Annotated in this window: 15 protein-coding genes; 8 read left to right on the top strand and 7 right to left on the bottom strand. The window is 66.0% G+C overall.

The features are described from left to right. Positions 1-52: 52 nt before the first annotated feature. From A5752_RS25330 to A5752_RS25310, 5 genes are read left to right on the top strand one after another with little or no spacing between them, the layout of a single operon-like run. Complete coding sequence (locus tag A5752_RS25330) at positions 53-541, top strand: GNAT family N-acetyltransferase (RefSeq protein WP_067091960.1); 489 nt, start codon at positions 53-55, stop codon at positions 539-541. Then, positions 538-1617, top strand: a complete 1080-nt coding sequence (locus A5752_RS25325) for an LLM class flavin-dependent oxidoreductase (protein ID WP_067091814.1) — start codon at positions 538-540, stop codon at positions 1615-1617. The genes A5752_RS25330 and A5752_RS25325 overlap by 4 nt, the downstream gene beginning before the upstream one ends. Then, positions 1614-2726, top strand: coding sequence for an LLM class flavin-dependent oxidoreductase (locus A5752_RS25320; protein ID WP_067091812.1), 1113 nt, complete (start codon positions 1614-1616; stop codon positions 2724-2726). The genes A5752_RS25325 and A5752_RS25320 overlap by 4 nt, the downstream gene beginning before the upstream one ends. After that, the gene (locus A5752_RS25315) at positions 2723-4075 is read left to right on the top strand and encodes an NtaA/DmoA family FMN-dependent monooxygenase (protein WP_067091810.1); all 1353 of its coding nucleotides are present in this window, start codon (positions 2723-2725) and stop codon (positions 4073-4075) included. The genes A5752_RS25320 and A5752_RS25315 overlap by 4 nt, the downstream gene beginning before the upstream one ends. Positions 4076-4102: 27 nt before the next feature. Next, complete coding sequence (locus A5752_RS25310) at positions 4103-4426, top strand: hypothetical protein (protein WP_231983513.1); 324 nt, start codon at positions 4103-4105, stop codon at positions 4424-4426. Here A5752_RS25310 and A5752_RS25305 read toward each other — a convergent pair. Further along, positions 4423-5157 carry an MBL fold metallo-hydrolase gene (locus A5752_RS25305; protein WP_067091805.1) on the bottom strand — a complete coding sequence of 245 codons (735 nt, stop codon included), beginning with the start codon at positions 5155-5157 and terminating at the stop codon, positions 4423-4425. The genes A5752_RS25310 and A5752_RS25305 overlap by 4 nt on opposite strands. A 35-nt stretch (positions 5158-5192) precedes the next feature. Here A5752_RS25305 and fgd point away from each other — a divergent pair, with 35 nt between their 5' ends. From fgd to A5752_RS25290, 3 genes are all read left to right on the top strand, one after another. Continuing rightward, positions 5193-6203, top strand: coding sequence for a glucose-6-phosphate dehydrogenase (coenzyme-F420) (gene fgd / locus A5752_RS25300; RefSeq protein WP_067091803.1), 1011 nt, complete (start codon positions 5193-5195; stop codon positions 6201-6203). A 22-nt stretch (positions 6204-6225) separates the two neighbouring features. Further along, positions 6226-7197, top strand: a complete 972-nt coding sequence (locus A5752_RS25295; RefSeq protein WP_067091801.1) for an endonuclease/exonuclease/phosphatase family protein — start codon at positions 6226-6228, stop codon at positions 7195-7197. Positions 7198-7335: 138 nt separating this feature from the next. Then, on the top strand, positions 7336-8601 hold the full coding sequence (locus A5752_RS25290) for a glycosyltransferase (protein ID WP_067091799.1): 1266 nt from the start codon (positions 7336-7338) through the stop codon (positions 8599-8601). Positions 8602-8610: 9 nt separating this feature from the next. Here A5752_RS25290 and A5752_RS25285 read toward each other — a convergent pair whose 3' ends face one another. The 6 genes from A5752_RS25285 to A5752_RS25260 all read right to left on the bottom strand — a co-directional run bounded on the left by A5752_RS25285 (position 8611) and on the right by A5752_RS25260 (position 17576). After that, entirely contained in the window at positions 8611-10956 is a 2346-nt protein-coding gene (locus A5752_RS25285; protein WP_286159399.1) for a glycosyltransferase, read from the bottom strand. Continuing rightward, a complete protein-coding gene (locus A5752_RS25280; protein WP_231983518.1) occupies positions 10949-12037 on the bottom strand; it encodes a glycosyltransferase in 1089 nt (362 codons plus the stop codon). Before A5752_RS25280 ends, A5752_RS25285 begins: the two co-directional genes overlap by 8 nt. A 227-nt stretch (positions 12038-12264) precedes the next feature. Continuing rightward, a complete protein-coding gene (locus A5752_RS25275) occupies positions 12265-13224 on the bottom strand; it encodes a hypothetical protein (RefSeq protein WP_231983512.1) in 960 nt (319 codons plus the stop codon). Between the two features lie 69 nt (positions 13225-13293). Continuing rightward, on the bottom strand, positions 13294-15321 hold the full coding sequence (locus tag A5752_RS25270) for an O-antigen ligase family protein (RefSeq protein WP_067091956.1): 2028 nt from the start codon (positions 15319-15321) through the stop codon (positions 13294-13296). Then, a complete protein-coding gene (locus A5752_RS25265; protein ID WP_067091794.1) occupies positions 15321-15947 on the bottom strand; it encodes a YveK family protein in 627 nt (208 codons plus the stop codon). Before A5752_RS25265 ends, A5752_RS25270 begins: the two co-directional genes overlap by 1 nt. Before the next feature lie 60 nt (positions 15948-16007). Further along, positions 16008-17576 (bottom strand): lipopolysaccharide biosynthesis protein, encoded by a 1569-nt coding sequence (locus tag A5752_RS25260; RefSeq protein ID WP_082964064.1) that lies wholly within the window; start codon positions 17574-17576, stop codon positions 16008-16010. Positions 17577-17623: the final 47 nt, after the last annotated feature.

The raw sequence follows: 17623 nt of genomic DNA, 5'->3' as shown, positions 1-17623 counted from the left end.
AGATGTGCCGCACCGGAATGCATGCGCCAGGTTCGCGTTGGACAGTTAGGTGATGCCCGTGTCGACCCAGCTGAAGTTCGTCGCAGTCCGCCAGGACGACCCCTTGGTGGAGCCGCTGATGGCCGAGTTGACCGTCGAGTACTCCAAACGCTACGGCCCGCCCGAGGACACCGTGAGCAGGTGGCTGCGCGGGCATCCGGCCGATGAGTTCGCCCCGCCGCACGGCGACCTGGTGGTCGGGCTGCTCGACGCCCGGGCCGTCACCGGCGGGGCGTTCTGCCGGTTCGACGACACCACCGCCGAACTCAAGCGGATCTGGACCGACAGCCGCCACCGCCAACAAGGTCTGGCCAAGGCGCTGCTCGCCGAGCTCGAGGCCCGGATCGTCGCCCGCGGATATCGGCGGGTCTACCTGACGACCGGCGACCGCCAACCCGAGGCGGAGGCGCTGTACGAATCGGCCGGCTACGAGCGGCTGGCCGATCCGCTGCCCGCCGAGGGCGACGTCTTCCCGGTGGCGTTCGTCAAGGTGCTGCGATGAGCGAGGACGTCCACCTTGCCGTCGCACTCGACGGTTACGGGTGGCACCCGGAGGCGTGGCGGCACACGCGGGATCGGTCGCCGGTGATCAGTGGACGACACTGGGCCGACGCGGCGCTCACCGCCGAACGTGGACTGCTCGACTTCGTGACCTTCGACGACGCGCTGACCCCGCAGCGGCGCCGCCGTCCCGACATCGAACCGCGGTGGCTGGCCGGGCGCCCCGACGCCATCATGGTCGCCGCCCGGATCGCGCCGGCGACGCGGCATGTCGGCCTCGTGCCCGTCGCGACCGTCACTCACACCGAACCGTTTCACGTGTCCAAAGCCATTGCGACGCTGGACTTCGTCTCCCACGGCCGGGCGGGCTGGCAGGTTCGTGCCAGCGGCACGGACCACGAGGCGCAGCTGTTCGGCCGTCGCGACGTGCGCGACGCCGACTTGTTCGGAGAGGCCGCCGACTTCGTCGAGGTCACCCGCCGGCTCTGGGACAGCTGGGAAGACGACGCGGTGATCCGCGACGTGACGTCCGGTCGGTACGTCGACCGGGACAAGCTGCACTACATCGACTTCGTCGGCGAGCACTTCTCGGTCAAGGGGCCGTCCATCACTCCGCGCCCACCGCAGGGCCAGCCCGTCGTCACCGCGCTCGCGCACACGCCCGAAGCCTACGAATTCGCCGCGCACAGCGCCGATCTGGTGTTCATCACGCCGCGAGACGACGCCGATCTGTCCGGCCTGCTCGAACGAGTGGCAGGGAGCGATTTGAAGGTGTACGCCGACGTATACGCCTCGTTCTCCAGGGTCGTCGACGCCCGCTCGGACGCGGCGACGTTCGACGGAACACCGACCGAACTGGTCGACCAGATCTTGCGCTGGCACGACCGCGGGCTCGCCGGTGTGCGACTGCGTCCCGCGGTCCACGCGCTCGACCTGCCGGTCATCGTCGACGAGGTGGTGCCGATACTGCAGGGCAAGGGCGTGTTTCGCACCGCCTACCGCGACGGCGAGACGCTGCGTTCCCGGCTCGGTCTCCCGGTCGCGGTGAATCGCTATGCGAAAGCGCGGCGGTCATGACGATCCCGTTGTCGATCCTCGATCTGTCGCCGATCAGCGAAGGCGCCGATGCCACAACGGCTTTGCGCAACACCATCGACCTCGCGCAGCATGCCGAACAGTGGGGGTACAAGCGCTACTGGCTGGCCGAACACCACTTCGTCGCCGTCGCGAGCTCGCAACCGGCAGTGCTCGTCGGGCAGATCGCCGCGACCACCGAACGCATCCGGGTGGGCGCCGCCGCGGTACAACTCGGTTACACCACCGCGGTAGCGGTGGCCGAGTCCTTCGGCACGCTCGAGGCGTTGCACCCCGGCCGCATCGACCTCGGGGTAGGGCGGTCCGGTCAGCGCCGGCGCGACGCTCTGAAAGACCATGCGCCACAGCAGCCCACGCGTGAACAGGAGTGGCGCGAGCGCGACGGCGTCGTCATCCCGCCGGGGTTCGACGTCGCCGCGCGGATGCGCAATCCGCGGTTGCGGGCGCGGATGTCGATACTCCAGCAGCCCGAGGCAGTCGCGCCCGACTTCGACCGCCAGGTCGACGACATCCTGAACCTGGTTCGCGGCCGGTATTGCGTCGACGGCGTCGCCGCTCGAGCGGTGCCCGGCGAGGGCACCGGCCTGACGCCGTGGATCTTCGGCAGCAGTGCTGGGCAGAGCGCGCGCGTGGCCGGGGAGCGGGGATTGCCGTTCGTGGCCAGCTATCACATCACCCCCGCCACGGCGGTGGACGCCGTCGACGCCTACCGCGCCGCGTTCCGGCCGTCGCCGGTACTGGCTGAACCGTACGTGGTGGTCTCGGCGGACATCGTGGTTGCCGACGACAGCGCCACTGCGCACCATCTGGCGTCGAGCTACGGCCACTGGGTGTACTCGATCCGCGCCGGCGACGGTGCCGTCCCGTATCCCGATCCCGACACGGTGACGCCCCTGACCGAGGCGCAGCTCGACGTTGTGCGAGACCGCACCGAGACCCAATTCGTCGGTGACGCAGAGGAAGTCGCCGAAAAGTTGGAGAGGCTGCAGCGGGTAACCGCTGCCGACGAGTTGGTGGTCACCTCGGTGTGCCACCGGCACAGCGACCGGCTGCGCTCACACGAATTGATCGCCAAGAGGTGGGGTCTGTGACCGTACGCACGCGGGAAGGCAAGGACCGCAAGCCCATTCGTCTCGCCGCTCACTTCCCCGGTGTCAACAACACCACGGTGTGGTCCGACCCCGACTCGGGAAGTCAGGTCGAGTTCGACTCGTTCGTGCACTTGGCGCGGACGGCGGAGCGGGGGCTGTTCGACTTTTTCTTCCTCGCCGAGGGGCTTCGGCTGCGCGAGCATCTGGGACGCATCCATGACCTCGACGTCGTCGGCAGGCCCGACACGTTCACGGTACTTGCGGCGCTGTCCGCGGTCACCGAACGGCTGGGACTGGTCGGCACCATCAACACCACTTTCAACGAACCCTTCGAGGTGGCACGACAATTCGCCACCCTCGACCATCTCTCCGACGGCCGTGCCGGGTGGAACATGGTGACGTCGTCAGACGCGTTCACCGGCGAGAACTTCCGGCGCGGCGGCTTCCTCGACCATGCACACCGCTACGAGCGTGCCGCGGAGTTCATCACCGTCGCGCGGAAGTTCTGGGACAGTTGGGCGTCCGACGCGGTGGTCGCCGACGCGGCCCGCGGCGTCTACGTGGAGCCGGACCGGATCCGCCGAGTCGAACACACCGGCGCGCAGTTCGACGTGCGGGGCGTGGCGACATTGCCGCCACCGCCGCAGGGACACCCGGTGCTCCTGCAGGCCGGTGACTCCGCCGACGGGCGCACGTTCGGCGCACAGCACGCCGACGCGTTGTTCACGTTGCATTCGGCGTTGGAGGCCGGCCAGAAGTACTACACCGACGTCAAGGACCGCGCGAAGTCGTTCGGCCGTGACCCCGACCAGTTGAAGGTCTTTCCGGCGGCGACCTTCGTGCTGGGGGACAGCCACGAAGAAGCCGTCGAGAAGGCGCGTCACATCCGGCGGCAACAGGTCACCGGCCCGACCGCGATCACCATGCTCGAGCAGGTCTGGCAACGCGATCTGTCCGCATACGATCCCGACGGCCCGCTGCCTGACGTCGAACCCGCCGACGATCCGACCGTGACCCAGGGGCGCGTCCGTCACGGTGACCCCAAGGCCCTCGCGAATGCGTGGCGGGAACGGGCGCAGGCCGAGCACCTCTCGATCCGAGAACTCGTCATCGCGGTGACCAGCAGGCAGCAGTTCGTCGGCACGCCCGCCGAGGTCGCCGACGAGATCGACCTGCACGTGCAGTCCGATGCCTGTGACGGGCTGATTTTGGTGCCGCACCTGACCCCGCGCGGACTCGACGAGTTCGTCGACAAGGTGGTGCCGCTGCTGCAGGAGCGGGGCAGCTTCCGCACCGAGTACACCGGTTCCACGCTCAGAGATCACCTGGGCCTTCAGACAGGCCTATAGGCTGGGCCCCGGCGTCGGCGAAGCACGATGAGCCGCGCGGCGCCGGGGGTGATGGTGGCGGTATCGCAGACGATGGTCGGCTGGCTGCTGGTTGCGGCCGGGCTGCTGACGTTCCTGTTCGGGGTGGCCTCGCGGGTGTTCATCGGGCGGCGCCGCGAGACGAAGGCCGTCCGGATCATGGTGCACACCTTTCGCCGGACCGGCCTGGCGCGCGTGCTGTTCGGCCGGTTCGAGAGCGATGTGCTCGACGACGACGAACTCGACGCCATGATCCTGATGCCGACCATCGTGATCGCCTGCGGGCTGTGCCTGACCGCGGTGTTCCTGCTCGGATACCAGAAGCTGGTCTAGGCGCGCGCCGCCGCTTCGGCCGCGTCGCGGATCGAACCGCGCCACACCGGCCCGTGCCCCGGCAGCAGCACCTCGGTGTCGAGCAGTCCGAGGGCCGACAGGCTGCGCACGCAACCGTCCTGGTCGTGGTTGAACAGTCCGGGCAGTAGCTGCGGGCCGCCGCGCGTCGAGAGCGGGTGCCCGGTGACCAGGGCGTCGCCGCTCACCAGGACGCCGTCGACGAGGAACGAGCAGTGCCCACCGGTGTGTCCGGGCGTCGGGATCGCCATCGGGGTGCCCGGAAGCGTCGCCGCGACGTCCTCGGTCAGGGCCTGCGCGGTGGGGATGCCGTCGCGCAACATGCCGCCCTTGCGGGTGATCGCCACCGACCACGTGAGGTAGCGGGGCCGCCAGATGTGCTTGGCGATGTCGACCGGAGAGGCCTGCTCGAGGTACTCCCGCTTGGCGTGGCCCACCTCGGCCGCGTGGCAGTAGACCGGCGTGCCGTGCGTCTCGGCGAACCAGATCGCCGAGCCGAAATGGTCGATGTGCGCGTGGGTCAACAGGATTGCGCGCAGATCGTCGATGCCGAAACCGAGCTCACGCAGCGACTGCAGGACGTCGTCGCGGTTGCCGGGGAAGCCGGTGTCGATGAGCATCACGCCGGTCTCGTCGGTCACGAGCGTCCAGTTGACGAGGTCCGTGTAGGCGAAATGGACGGTGTCGGTGATGGCGCTCAAGGCTGCTGCCATGCCGCGAGCCTAGGCAAGGGAGTAGAAACGAACCCGTGGCTGAACTCAAACTCGGATACAAGGCGTCGGCGGAGCAGTTCGCGCCGCGGGAACTGGTCGAGCTGGCCGTGGCGGCCGAAGAGCACGGGATGGACAGCGCGACGGTCAGTGACCACTTCCAGCCGTGGCGCCATGAGGGCGGCCATGCGCCGTTCTCGCTGGCGTGGATGACGGCGGTCGGTGAGCGGACCAAGGACCTCATCCTCGGGACGTCGGTGTTGACCCCGACGTTCCGGTACAACCCCGCGGTGATCGCGCAGGCGTTCGCGACCATGGGGTGTCTGTATCCGAACCGGATCTTCCTCGGGGTGGGCACCGGCGAGGCGCTCAACGAAATCGCCACCGGGTACGAAGGTGACTGGCCGGAGTTCAAGGAGCGCTTCGCGCGGTTGCGGGAGTCGGTCAAGCTGATGCGCGAGTTGTGGCTGGGCGACCGGGTCGACTTCGACGGCGAGTACTACCGCACGAAGGGCGCCTCGATCTACGACGTGCCCGAAGGCGGAATCCCGGTGTATATCGCAGCGGGTGGTCCGGTGGTGGCCAAGTACGCAGGCCGCGCGGGTGACGGTTTCATCTGCACGAGCGGCAAGGGCGAGGAGCTGTACAAGGACAAGCTCATCCCTGCCGTGAAAGAGGGTGCAGAGGCCGCCGGGCGCAATGCCGATGAGATCGACCGGATGATCGAAATCAAGATCTCCTACGACACCGATCCGGAGCTGGCGCTGGAGAACACCCGGTTCTGGGCGCCGCTGTCGCTGACCGCCGAGCAGAAGCACTCCATCGACGACCCGATCGAGATGGAGAAGGCGGCCGACGAGTTGCCCATCGAGCAGGTCGCCAAGCGCTGGATCGTTGCGTCGGATCCGGACGAGGCCGTCGAGAAGGTGAAGGACTACGTCGACTGGGGGCTCAACCACCTGGTCTTCCACGCCCCCGGCCACGACCAGCGCCGGTTCCTCGAACTGTTCAAGCGCGATCTCGAGCCGCGTCTGCGTCGCTTGGGCTGATCGGGCTCCGCTCCGACACAACATGATTCGAGTACCGGCGACGGTGCTCGGTGCGCTCGCGTTCGCGCTGGCGCTCGCCGGGCTGGTGTCGCGCTATCTGCCCGTCGACAACGAGGTCGTGCTGGCGTTCGCCGCGGCGTCGCCGTACCTGACCGTCGCCGGCGTCGCCTCGATGCTGCTGTTCGCGGTGGCTCGGCGCTGGGCGGCGACGATCGTGACTGCGACGCTGTGCGTGGTGATGATCGCGGTTCTCGCACCCCGCTATCTCGGACCGGAGAAGACCGACGTTCCCTCGACCGCGCTGCGGGTGCTGACCGCCAACCTCGGTATGGGTCGTGCGGACGCGCGGGCGTTGGTGGACATGGCGTCCGCGGCGGCCGACGTGCTCGTCGTCCAGGAGCTGACTCCGCAAGCGGCCGAGGCCATGTCGGCGGCCGGGCTCGACCGGGTCTTCGGTCACCGGGTGATCGACCCGCGGCCCATGGCCGATGGGATCGGGGTGTGGAGTCGCCATCCGATCGTTGGGGCAGGCAGTATCGAGGGCTACCGGATGCCGATGCTGCACACTCAGATCCGGATCCCCGGCGTCACGTTCGACGTCGCCGTGCTCGCCGTGCACCTGGCCGCCCCGTTGGTGCAGCCGCTGACCTGGTTCTCCGACGACATCGCCCGGTTGCGCGAGACGCTTGCGGCCCTAGCGGGCGACGGGGGGTCCGGCGCCGTCGTCGTGGCCGGCGATTTCAACGCGACCTACGACATGCGTCCGTTCCGGCTGTTGCTGGACGAGGGTTACCGTGACGCCGCCGAGCAGACCGGCGCCGGCCTGACCCGCAGCTACCCGGGCAGACCGTGGGTTCCGCCTGTGGTCGGCATCGACCATGTGCTGCTGCACAACTGCGCGGCGACGTCCGCGTACACCGTGGCCGTGCGCGGGTCCGATCACCGAGGGCTGGTGGCCACCGTCGAGATCCCGGTGGATCCGACTGCGAGCTGATGCCTCAGGACGCCGTGGCAGATCCGATGCGCGCCGGATCCCACGGGGATCCAGATGACTTTCGGCTATGGTGCGCACAGAGTCGTGGGGCCGGCGAGCCCGCTGTGCTGATTGTCTTGCGAGTGACGGGGGAACTGAATGGCGGCGTCCGTCGCACTGATCAGCGCTGTCGACCCCTATCCCACCGATGCTGGCAAGAAGGTCGTTCTTGCTGGATTCGTCGACTATCTCGCCGAACGATTCGGTGCTGAGCAGACGTACTACGTCATCGTGGGCGGAGAGAACAGCCGCGAGTTTCCGGTAGAACTTCGGCGCGTCGAGAAGCCGAGCGGTCGTGCGGCGATCGTGAGCCTCTGCACGAGGACCCTGGCCGGGCGGTCCAGTATGCAGGAGGCGCTCTTGCATACGCGTCATCTCCGAGACGCCATCCGCCGAACTTTGGAAGAGATCGAACCCGACTTGGTCGTCTACGACACGGTCCGAATGGCTCAACATGCGCCCGATGATGATGTGCGCTCGGTCTGCTATCTGGACGATCTGTTCTCAGAGCGCTACCGCAGGATGCTTGAAGCGGCCAAGCGTTACCCCGGCATTGAACTCCAGGCGCTGGGTAACTTCGGAGATCACGTTCCCGAGGCGTTCCAACCACTGGCCACTTGGCAGCCGTCCCAGCGCGCACTCCTACACCTCGAACAGCACCTCGTGAGACGAAGTGAAGACCGCGTCGCCCGCCGTTTCAATACCACGCTTCTGATCAACGCCCAAGAGGCGGAAATGCTCCGTGAACGCAGTGGTATCGACGACACCCGGGTCCGGGCGATACCTCCGCTGCTCGGAGTCCGCCCGCCACCCGTGCGCGATTATCGCGGTGCACCGACCTTCGCCTTTTTGGGCCAACTTTCGTTGACCCACAACGATGACGGGCTCAAACATTTCCTCGCGGAGATCTGGCCTCTCGTGCTCGCCAGGCGCCCTGACGCGAAACTGATTGTCATCGGCCGTGACCCGCGGCCCGGTTTGGCTGCGTTGGCGTCTCGGTATGCGAACAGCGTGACCCTCACCGGTTACGTGCCGCAGCTGACGGATCTCTTGTCGCGCACCGCCGCGCTGGTCAATCCGCTCCGATTCGGCTCAGGCGTCAAGCTGAAGATCATCGAAGCGCTTGGCGCAGGCGTGCCGATCGTTTCGACTTCGGTCGGTGCGGAAGGCGTGGCGGCAGGAGCCGAACACGGACTTCTTGTGACTGACGATGCGGCCGATTTCTCCCGAAAAATGCTCGATACCACCGACGTTCGCCGCAATGCTGAGTTGTCCACGGCCGCGCTCGAGCATTTCTCCGGTGAATATTCGCGAAAGGCGGTGTTCGCGCAATACGACAGAGCGTTCGGTCTCGGCGACAGCTGATTCCTCCCGTCACCGTCGTTCGTTCGGTAGGCCGCGAAGGAACTGGATGGCAACTTCGTCCCAGGAGGCACGCTTCGAAAGCGCCTTCGCCCCCGCATCCCCCATTCGCCGTGCCTCGTCGGGGTCGGAAAGTAATCGAATCAATGCCTCGGAGAGCGCCTCAGGATCCTCCGGCGGCACAAGGAGACCCGACACACCGTCCTCGACTGCCGACGGGATGTCGCCCACGCGCGACGCCACCACCGGACGGGCGAATGTGTGCGCCAAATGAGCGACGCCGGACTGGCTGCTGCGTTTGTAGGGCAACACAACGCAACGGGCTTGGGCGAAATAAGACGAAACGTCGGAGCTGGCGACATAGCCCAGAGCTACGCGGACCTTCTTCAGTTTCGAAAGACGCTCCTGTAGTTCGGGTTTGTCGATATCGCTGTCGACGGCCCCGGCGATGACCAGTTCCGCTTGGGGGAGCTTTCGCAAGACGAGTGGCCATGCCTCGCATAGGGTGTCGGTGCCCTTGTATCGGGTGATCGTTCCGAACGCCAATACCACCGGCGCGGTCGCATCAACAGGGGGGACTGATGCGCGAAACAGTCCTTCGTCACCGTGTGGGATGACGTATACAGGCGCACTCACTGGCCACGTCTCCGCTAGGGCCTCGCGCGCCGTCTCGCCCAGCACGAACGCCACGTCGAGATCAGCGTATGCTCCCGCGAGCGCCCTTCGAGTCATTGTGGCGGTGTGGTACATGCCTTCCTGGTCGCGCCGCCGAACCAGAGGTCGGGGCTCGTGCGAGATCAAGGCCAGGACGGCCCGCGGAAGTAGGCGCCGGATGATCTGCACGCCGAGGCCATCCAGCGGAAACTGCCAATACGACCAGACGATGACGTTGGGCCGCTTGACGATCAAGTAGCCGATCAGGACGATCCAAGCAATCGTGTGTTGACCGCCTCGCACACCGCGACGCGCCCGGCGCCACCAATCCGGCACATCCTCACCGGCGTTGGGATGCCACGTGGGCAAGATGCTCCGGATACTGCAGGCTGGCTCTCGAGACGAGAATTCCGGCCGCGGTCCGGTGATCATCTCGACACTCGCGCCGGCGCGACCCAGACCTTCACCGAGCTGTAGCGCGAAATGGAAGAGACCACCGGAGGGCTGAAACTGCACAAGCGCGATACGCGGTGGATCCTCGGTGTAGCTTTGGTTTTCGATGACCTGTTCGTAGAGTGCGCGCAGACCGCGTGCCCATCGTTCGGCGCTGAATTTTACGTCGTACCTCTGTCGGGCCGAACTGCGCAGACGGCGCAGGGTCGGTTCATCGTCGCTGACGATCTGGCTCATCTCGACGATCGCTGCACCGAGCGCGTCAGGAGCGCGAGGCTCGACAAGAATCCCGCAGTCGGGCGAGACGATGTCAGTGATGCCCCCCGCGGTGGTCGCGACGATCGGCCGCGCCGCGGCCAAGGCGGAGATCAGCGCGGTGGGAAGTGCGTCTTCCCGGCTGGGATGAACGACGAAATCACTGGCGGCGATCAAATCAGTGACGTCGCTACGGAATCCGAGTATGTGCACCCGGCTGCGCAGCGCCGGATCCGCATCAACCGTGGCGCTGATCTGATCCAGCAGAGGGCCGTCGCCGGCGAGTGCGAGTTCAAGTGGCAGTTCGGTGGGTACGACCCGCATGGCTTCCAGTAGATCCGTGTGCCCCTTCTCGGGACGTAGGAGGCTGACGCAGAGTGCCAGGACTGCGTCCTCTGGTACACCGATGTCGGCTCGCACGGCCGATCTTTCGCGCGTCGTCATCGGTTCGTTCACTCCGTTGGGGAGCACGGCGATCGGCGCGTGTTCTCCTGCCAACTCTTGGTACCAATGCCGCTGAGCCTCCGATAGCGCGATGACGGTGCGTGCCAACCGCCGCCTGGCGCTCAAGGCGGCCCGGACCCGGAGCCGGTGTGCGCGGGAGGTCGCCTTGTCGATCACGTGCAGGGTCGAGACCGACGGCACGCCGGCCAGCCGCGCACCGAGGCCGCCGACCACGTCGGCGTGCTTGAGGTGGGTGTGCACGATACTCACCCGTTCCGCGCGCAAGATCCGCGCGATGCGTAAGGCGGAGAACGGGTCGTACCGCGAAGTATGCAACTCGTGGACGACCACACCTTGCTCGCGCAGCAGGGGTACGACCCGGTTGTCGATGCCATCGGGAGCTTGCGCGTCCGAGAGACCGATCACGACCGTTCGCAGACCCGCCGTTGCAGCAACGCGCGCCAGTTCCACGAGCACCGCTTCAGCTCCGCCGGCACCCAGGGAGTGGATGACATGGGCGACCGTCAATGGCGCAGAGCTGGTGTCAGACACCACGGGTCACCTCGTCGTAGAGGCGGTTCAGGTTGGCGATCCAACTGGTCATCGAGTACTTGCGTTCGACCAACTCCCGGCCTGCGCGTCCGTATTCGTTGGCTCGCAAGGGATCTCCGATAGTGCTGAGCAACGCCTCGACGAGAGCAGCGACATCACGTATGGGAACGAGTCGACCGGTGACGTCGTCGATGACGATCTCGCGGGTGCCGCCCGCATCGGCGGCTACGACCGGCAGCCCGCAGGCGGCGGCTTCGAGGAGCGCGGTCGGAAGGGCTTCCTCAACTGATGCGGAGACAACTCCATCGACCCTGGCGAGAATGGTGTCGACGTCCTCTCGGCGACCCAAGAGGTCGACCGAATCGCTCAGCCCGAGTTCGGAAATGGTGCGTTCGATGGATGGTCGAGCGGGGCCGTCGCCGACGATCAGCAGTCGGGCCCTTGGATGGGCGGCGACGACTTGGTGCCACGCACTGAGAAGATCGGCGTGGTTCTTGTCCGGCCTCAGAGCCGCGACGCACGCCCAGACGGGGCCGTCGTGCTCGCCCTCAGACCGCGCGACGCTGAAGCGCTCGGTGTCCACGCCGTTCGGGATCATCCGCCAGGTCTTTCGGGCCGGTCCGTGCAGCCTGGCGTACTCGTCGAAGGCGTACTGCGACACCAAGACCAATCGGCCCAGCCGGCCGGGGAGGCGCACGGAGAGCCTTTCTTTGAGCCACTCTTTCCGACTGGAGTGCTTCTGTGGGATGAGGTGCAGGGTGGCGACGACCGGTTTGCGTGCCAAGTAGCCGGCGAGCGTCACGAGAATGGCCGAATATCCGAGGTGGGCGTGCACGACGTCGACCGGCGCCTTTCTCAATGTGCGAACCAGGCGTAGGAAGCCGGCGATGTCTGCAAGTCTCTTCACCCCGAGATAGATCGGTTCGAGACCAGCCTCTGCGATGCGATCGAAAAGGGCGGTTCGCGGACCCACGGGAGGCGCAAGGCTGGCGGCGGAGATCGTCATCGAAGCAGGAGCGTGCAACCCCAGCTCGGCAACGAGATTCTCGGCCCCGCCGAAGCTGAACGAATCCAGCACCATCAACACCCGTATCGGGCTCGGCGATCGCGCAGCGCCGACGGCTGGTACCGGCTCCGACAAAGTCAACCTCCTGGGCATGGCCGGCGGCTGTCCCGCCGAGTGGCGCTTCGGGAACGCACCCGGGCATAGGAGTGAGGTTCCCAGGGTGGAAAGAATCCCCCCGCTGGCGAAATGTTAGTCAGCACGGGCCGTTCGGCGGACCAACTCGCGGTTGTTCGAACGCGTCGTCAGGCCAAAACCTCGAGTTGTTGCCAGGGGATTCCTTCGATGCGGCTGTAGTCCCATGGCATCCCCTGCCGTGTGTACGTCTCACCTGGCGAATGGTGTGGCGCCGCTGGGTCGCGCTCGAACGACACGCTGAGTGGAGCCCCGCCGTAATCCACGACGTAGCCTCCGTAGACCTGCAGTGCCTGAGCGACCGCCCGTCCCGCGGGTGTCAGGTCGAGATCGTCAATGTCGACGTCCGGGCTGAGACGAATGCGAGCTCCCTCCGGTATGCAGTCGAAGCCGCGATACGTTCCGTCGGTCTTGACGGCAGGCGCGCGGAACACGTCTGCGCAAACACTGTCGCTCTGCAACGCCAGCGCGTGCGGAATGACGCCGCGACGCATCTCGTCAACGCGGATCACGCCCCCCAGGCGGGATGCGCCGGAGGCGGTGCTGAAACCGTTGTCATACGTCCCCCAGCCGGAGCCATCGAGTTCGTTGACCGCGCCGAAGCTCGCCGACCATCGGTCTCCCTGGCGACGCGCCTGCCAAAACTCGAAGAGAAGGCGCCTGTCGTGGTCGATCACGACCATCGCCCCATCGGACCCGGGGGACGGGGAGGCATCGTCGGGGATCGGCACGGTATGGCCATCGAATGGGCACGGACCCCAACCTTTGATCCTGCATGCCACGCGCCAACGCGGGGTCTCGTCGTCTGCTGAATAGATGGGAATGCCGAATTCGACGAGGTTGGCGTAGATCGCACCATCTCTGGAAAGCCGCGCCACCATCGCGGCGCTGTTCGGGTCGACTCGAGCGTCGTACGGGACCGTTGTTCGGAATGGACTGTCGTCTGCGAACGGCTGTTTCGGCTGCGTTGTCGGGTCGAATGCGATGAATGTGCTGATCGACAGAACGAGAATCAAGCAGAGCCCCATGGCGATGGGCAGCGCGGAACTGGACCGACCCATCACCTGCATTGGGGGGGTACTCCTCATCCGCACTACTGTCTCGAAGCCACGATACTCAGGCCGTCGTGTCGGTATCGATCAGCGAGTCGGAAGTGGAGATGGCGAAGACTTGGCTTGACTCGCGATGTGCGACCTTCGCGCCCGGCGCTGCAGCATGAGAAACGCGCCCAACCCCACAAACGAGCCGGCCGCAAGTGCTGAAGTGCTTGCGAGTAGCGAGTGCTCGTCTTCCTCACGTTGGATGGTCTCGCCCACTGGCTCCACGACGTACAAGGAGTCGGCGTTGAACCTCGCGAGGCTGGCCCGTGCGTGGGCTAGCGCGAGGTCCAACTCCTCGCGCGCGGCGGTTGGACCAGACGCGGTCACGGTAATCGTGATGATTCCTCGTACGGTGTCGGCGACCGCCGAGGTTTGGGGGGTATCGGCGACCATCAGAGCGGCGTAGCTCGGTAGCACGACCTCGCGGCTGCGGACGTCGAGCACATACGCGTAGCCGTAGTCGATATCGCTCCCGGGTTGCAGCGTCACCCGTTGACTTGCGGTGTGCGTTCGCGTGGCTGTCGCCGTGAGGCAGATGGCTGCGACCACCATCCCGAGCAAAGATGCGGCACCGGCTGCTGCGACGGTTCTGACGCAATCCCTTAGGGGTTCCCGCCACTGGCTCCCCGTTTGCGCGGCCATGGCACCGGCCAACGCGAGGAGGATGCCGAAGGTCCGCAGATATGACAGGTGGATGAAGATGCTCGCAACCGACCAACCGACGATGGCGGCCAGCGCCGCGGCCGCCAGCGAACGTTCGGCGCTTTCGGACTGCAGCGCGAGTTGTGCCACCCGGATCCCGATACTCAGGACGACCCCAAGGACCAGGATCGCCCACCCGATCAGGCCAACCACGCCGCTTTCGCTGGCCATCTGTGCATACAAGTCGTGCGCTGCAGCCGTCGGTGGATTCGTCACGGCCGTCGGCACGAGCCCCGAATAGCGCTCGACCTGTAGTTGGAAACCGCCGGGACCGAAACCGAATACGGGGCGGTCGTCGAACATCGCCCAAGCGACCTCACCGGCAGCCATCCGACTCGCGACAGACGGATCGATGGAATAGCTCGGCTGCGACCCATAGACGTCGGCCAGCAGGGCTAGGAGTCGGTTACCGACGCCGGGTACGAGCAGGAGGAGCACGGCCACGGGTAACCCCTTGATCGCTGCGCGCCGCGCCGCCGGCCCGCTGAGTAGGGTCCAGATGGCGAGGACGACGAACGTAGCGATGAACGTGCCGCGGGACTGAGTGAGGTACACGCCGGCCAACAGACTGAGTATCGCCACTGCCCAACCCATCACGACCCGCCGCTGGCCGTCGCGCTGAGCGCGTACGACGAGCGCGCCCGCCAAGGGCAGCCCCATGATGAGGTGTCGACCCCAGAAGTTGGAGTCGGGAAGGGGCCCCCCGTATCGCTGGGTGGTGACCAGCTCCCCGCTTGCCTCGGTGACCGTAGCGAATCCACCGAAGGACATGGCCCCGCTGAAGAAGACCTCGTTCAACACGGTCAGCGCACTGATCGCGGCGAGTGAGATCACCACCGCAGCGGCGACAGCCCACTGCCGCTCGGTCATCTGGATCAGCATCATGACGACCACGACGAAGACGAGGTCAGCGACTTCGTTCTTCAATAGGCCGAATGCAGCGGCGACGTCCTGAGCGCCAACCGATGCCAAGAATCGAGTCGTCAAGAAGAACCCGACGAGCGCGATGAACACCAGTGTCCAGCGATTGAGACGACTGCGGGAGGCCGGATCCAACAGCGCGCGGCCCAGGGTGATCAGGCCGATCAAGAGGGAGATGCGGAAAAGCGAGACCGGCCCCCGGGGACCGACCACGCCACTGATGTTGGTCACCTCGATCACGACCATCGCCACCGCGGCCCACTGCGGTCGCCGCACGAGGTAGACCGCGGCAGCCAACGTGCCCGGCACGCCTATGACGATGAGAATCGGGGCGATGCCGATGATCGCCGACGCCGCGATCACCACGGCCGCGCAGACCGCCGCGCCGCCGACAACTGCACTCCGCCCCGCCAACCCGGCGATCTTGTCGGGCACGGTCGGCATCACCGCGTTGGTATGTCGGATGAAATGGGTTCGGTGTGGGCAGTCTGTTGAGCGCTGTCTGTGTGGTGCGATCCGGCGGAATGACGGGCGTGATCCGTATCTTCCGAATGCCTGCGTTCGGCCCGTCGGCCGGCGAGCAATCCAACTCCCACACCGAACGCCAATCCGGCGAGTCCCGCTGCGCCGTAGACTTGTACGCCGCTCGGGCCCATCGATTGAGCGCTGCCGGCCGGGGGCTTGACCACCTCGAGACGGAATGGACCTGCGACTGTGGTCGCAGGTCCGCTCGCGTCACTGAGGACCGAGCTCAATGCTGACTCGGCGACCTCGGGCGAGTCGGCCTCGACCGAAACGTCGATCAGGGTGGTGTCACGCACTGCGCCCGCCGACAGACTCAGTTCGGAAGCGGGCACGCTCGCTGCGGCTGCAGCGCTCTGCAGCCAAGCGCTCTGACCGAAGACGATGGCTGCAGAACGCGTCGCCTGGCCTTGATTGAGAACATCCCAGTACTGGGCGGCCTCGCTGGTCGGAATGTAAGAGGCCGGCAGCATGGCGAGCGTGGCTTGCGCGGCGAATCTCTTGGATTCGCCGAGTACCACGTAGCCGATCAAGACTCCGGCCATCATCCCCAAGACGCCGCATACGGCCGCAACCGTCCATCGCCGGCCCGAAAACTTCCTGACCACTTATGTGTCCTTCCCCGGTTCGGGCTCGCTCAGGGGAGCAGCCGTTCGCTGACGTAGCGAGCGAACGGCCGATATTCCCTGCTCGTAGAGCCCGCGTGCGCTGAGCCGCAGCATCAACAGGTAGCAGACTAGCCCGATCGGCATGGCCAGAGTCAGCTGAATGGGCGCTGGCCACTGGCCGGTTGCGTACACGATGCCCACCATCGCGAACGCCATGACCGCCGCCGCGGGCATCGGGCGGAGAGTCGCGAGGATGAGCCGTCCCATCGGTAGCCCGGTCACGGCACGCACAAGAATCATGTTGGCCACCAGCGGCACCAGTTCGACGAGCAACAGCACCACGGCCACCATGACGATGCTTTTGCCGGCTGCCCACCAGATCGGGCCGATGAGCAGGGCGAGCTTTGCCGCACCAGTGGCTGTCAAAAGCCCGGGGCGCCCAATGGCCTTGAACACGTCGCCGGCGTGGTAGGAGGCCGAATGGATGAGCCCGTACATCGCCAAGACCGCCAACACCGGTGCCGCATCTGCGTACTCCGGTCCGTAAAGGGTGCCGATGACCGCAGGTGCGGCCGCGGCGAGCCCGACGCATATCGGTGCAGTCAGAGGCACGACGATTGTCACTACCTGCAAATAATGCTCGCCAACTTGCTGACGGTCGTGTTGGAGGCGGGAGAGGGAACTGAACAGGACTTCGCTTATGACAATGCACAGGCTCAACACGAGTAGATCAGGTATCCGAAATGCCAAGGTGTACAACCCGAGCGCGGTGTCGCCGAGTCGTAAACCGACAACGGCGTAGTCGACGTTCGCGATGCCGAAGGCAAGAAGTGTGACACCGGTGACGGAGAGGCCGTATCCCACGAGTTGCCGAGCCTCGTGGGTATCGAAACCGTAATTGATGGGGTTGCGGGCGACCCACCAATACAGGACGGTAAGTGCGACAGCTCCGATGAGTTGTCCGTAGACCAGGCTCCAAACGCCGAAGCCGGTGGCGGCCAACGTAATCGTCACCGCGGCCTTGACGACGGCGGCGATGAACTCGGGCCAGAGCCTGCTCTTGAAATCCAGCCGTCGGCGCAGCAAGGCGGCCGGAAGGACACCGACGGCGGAGATGGTGACGGCGATGCTGAGAACCCGCACCATGGATGTGAGTTCGGGCTGCCCGAGCAATGTTGCCGCCAGCGGCGCCGCGACCGCCAGTGCTACACCCGCGATCAATCCGGTTGCAGTGACCAGGGTCAACGCGGTCGGCGCGAATCGCTTCCACGAAGCAGGGCTCTGCACAAGTGCCGCGCCGACACCTAGGTCTTTGAGGTAATCGAAGAAGTTGATGATAAGCAGTGCGAGGGCGAAGAGGCCGAAGTCGGCAGGGTCGAGTAGCCGGGCCACGATGACTGTGGTGATGAGCGCTGAGCTTTTACTCAGCCCGAAGACGAGATAGTTCCACGCGGCTTGGCGCCCGGTCGGGGGCACCTGGGGGACTGCCGGCTCGGTGACTTCAGAGGTGACTTTGTCGCCCGTACTGACGATTCCGACCCGCCCGGACCGTCTCTTCCGAGATCTCATATGACGTCAGACGTCACAGCACTCGAATGTCCGATGATGATCATCGC

It is taken from the genome of Mycobacterium sp. 852002-51961_SCH5331710, from assembly GCF_001665535.1.
Lineage (GTDB): Bacteria > Actinomycetota > Actinomycetes > Mycobacteriales > Mycobacteriaceae > Mycobacterium.
The sequence above is the reverse complement of the archived record's forward strand: the minus strand, read 5'-3'. Positions and strand labels throughout refer to the sequence as shown.

Coding starts and splice junctions, on each gene's coding strand:
- A5752_RS25330 (WP_067091960.1), top strand. CDS start 53: ATGCCCGTGTCGACCCAGCTGAAGTTCGTCGCAGTCCGCCAGGACGAC.
- A5752_RS25290 (WP_067091799.1), top strand. CDS start 7,336: ATGGCGGCGTCCGTCGCACTGATCAGCGCTGTCGACCCCTATCCCACC.
- A5752_RS25310 (WP_231983513.1), top strand. CDS start 4,103: ATGAGCCGCGCGGCGCCGGGGGTGATGGTGGCGGTATCGCAGACGATG.
- A5752_RS25275 (WP_231983512.1), bottom strand. CDS start 13,224: ATGCAGGTGATGGGTCGGTCCAGTTCCGCGCTGCCCATCGCCATGGGG.
- A5752_RS25260 (WP_082964064.1), bottom strand. CDS start 17,576: ATGAGATCTCGGAAGAGACGGTCCGGGCGGGTCGGAATCGTCAGTACG.
- A5752_RS25270 (WP_067091956.1), bottom strand. CDS start 15,321: ATGCCGACCGTGCCCGACAAGATCGCCGGGTTGGCGGGGCGGAGTGCA.
- A5752_RS25320 (WP_067091812.1), top strand. CDS start 1,614: ATGACGATCCCGTTGTCGATCCTCGATCTGTCGCCGATCAGCGAAGGC.
- A5752_RS25265 (WP_067091794.1), bottom strand. CDS start 15,947: ATGATGGCCGGAGTCTTGATCGGCTACGTGGTACTCGGCGAATCCAAG.
- A5752_RS25305 (WP_067091805.1), bottom strand. CDS start 5,157: ATGGCAGCAGCCTTGAGCGCCATCACCGACACCGTCCATTTCGCCTAC.
- A5752_RS25295 (WP_067091801.1), top strand. CDS start 6,226: ATGATTCGAGTACCGGCGACGGTGCTCGGTGCGCTCGCGTTCGCGCTG.
- A5752_RS25280 (WP_231983518.1), bottom strand. CDS start 12,037: ATGGTGCTGGATTCGTTCAGCTTCGGCGGGGCCGAGAATCTCGTTGCC.
- A5752_RS25325 (WP_067091814.1), top strand. CDS start 538: ATGAGCGAGGACGTCCACCTTGCCGTCGCACTCGACGGTTACGGGTGG.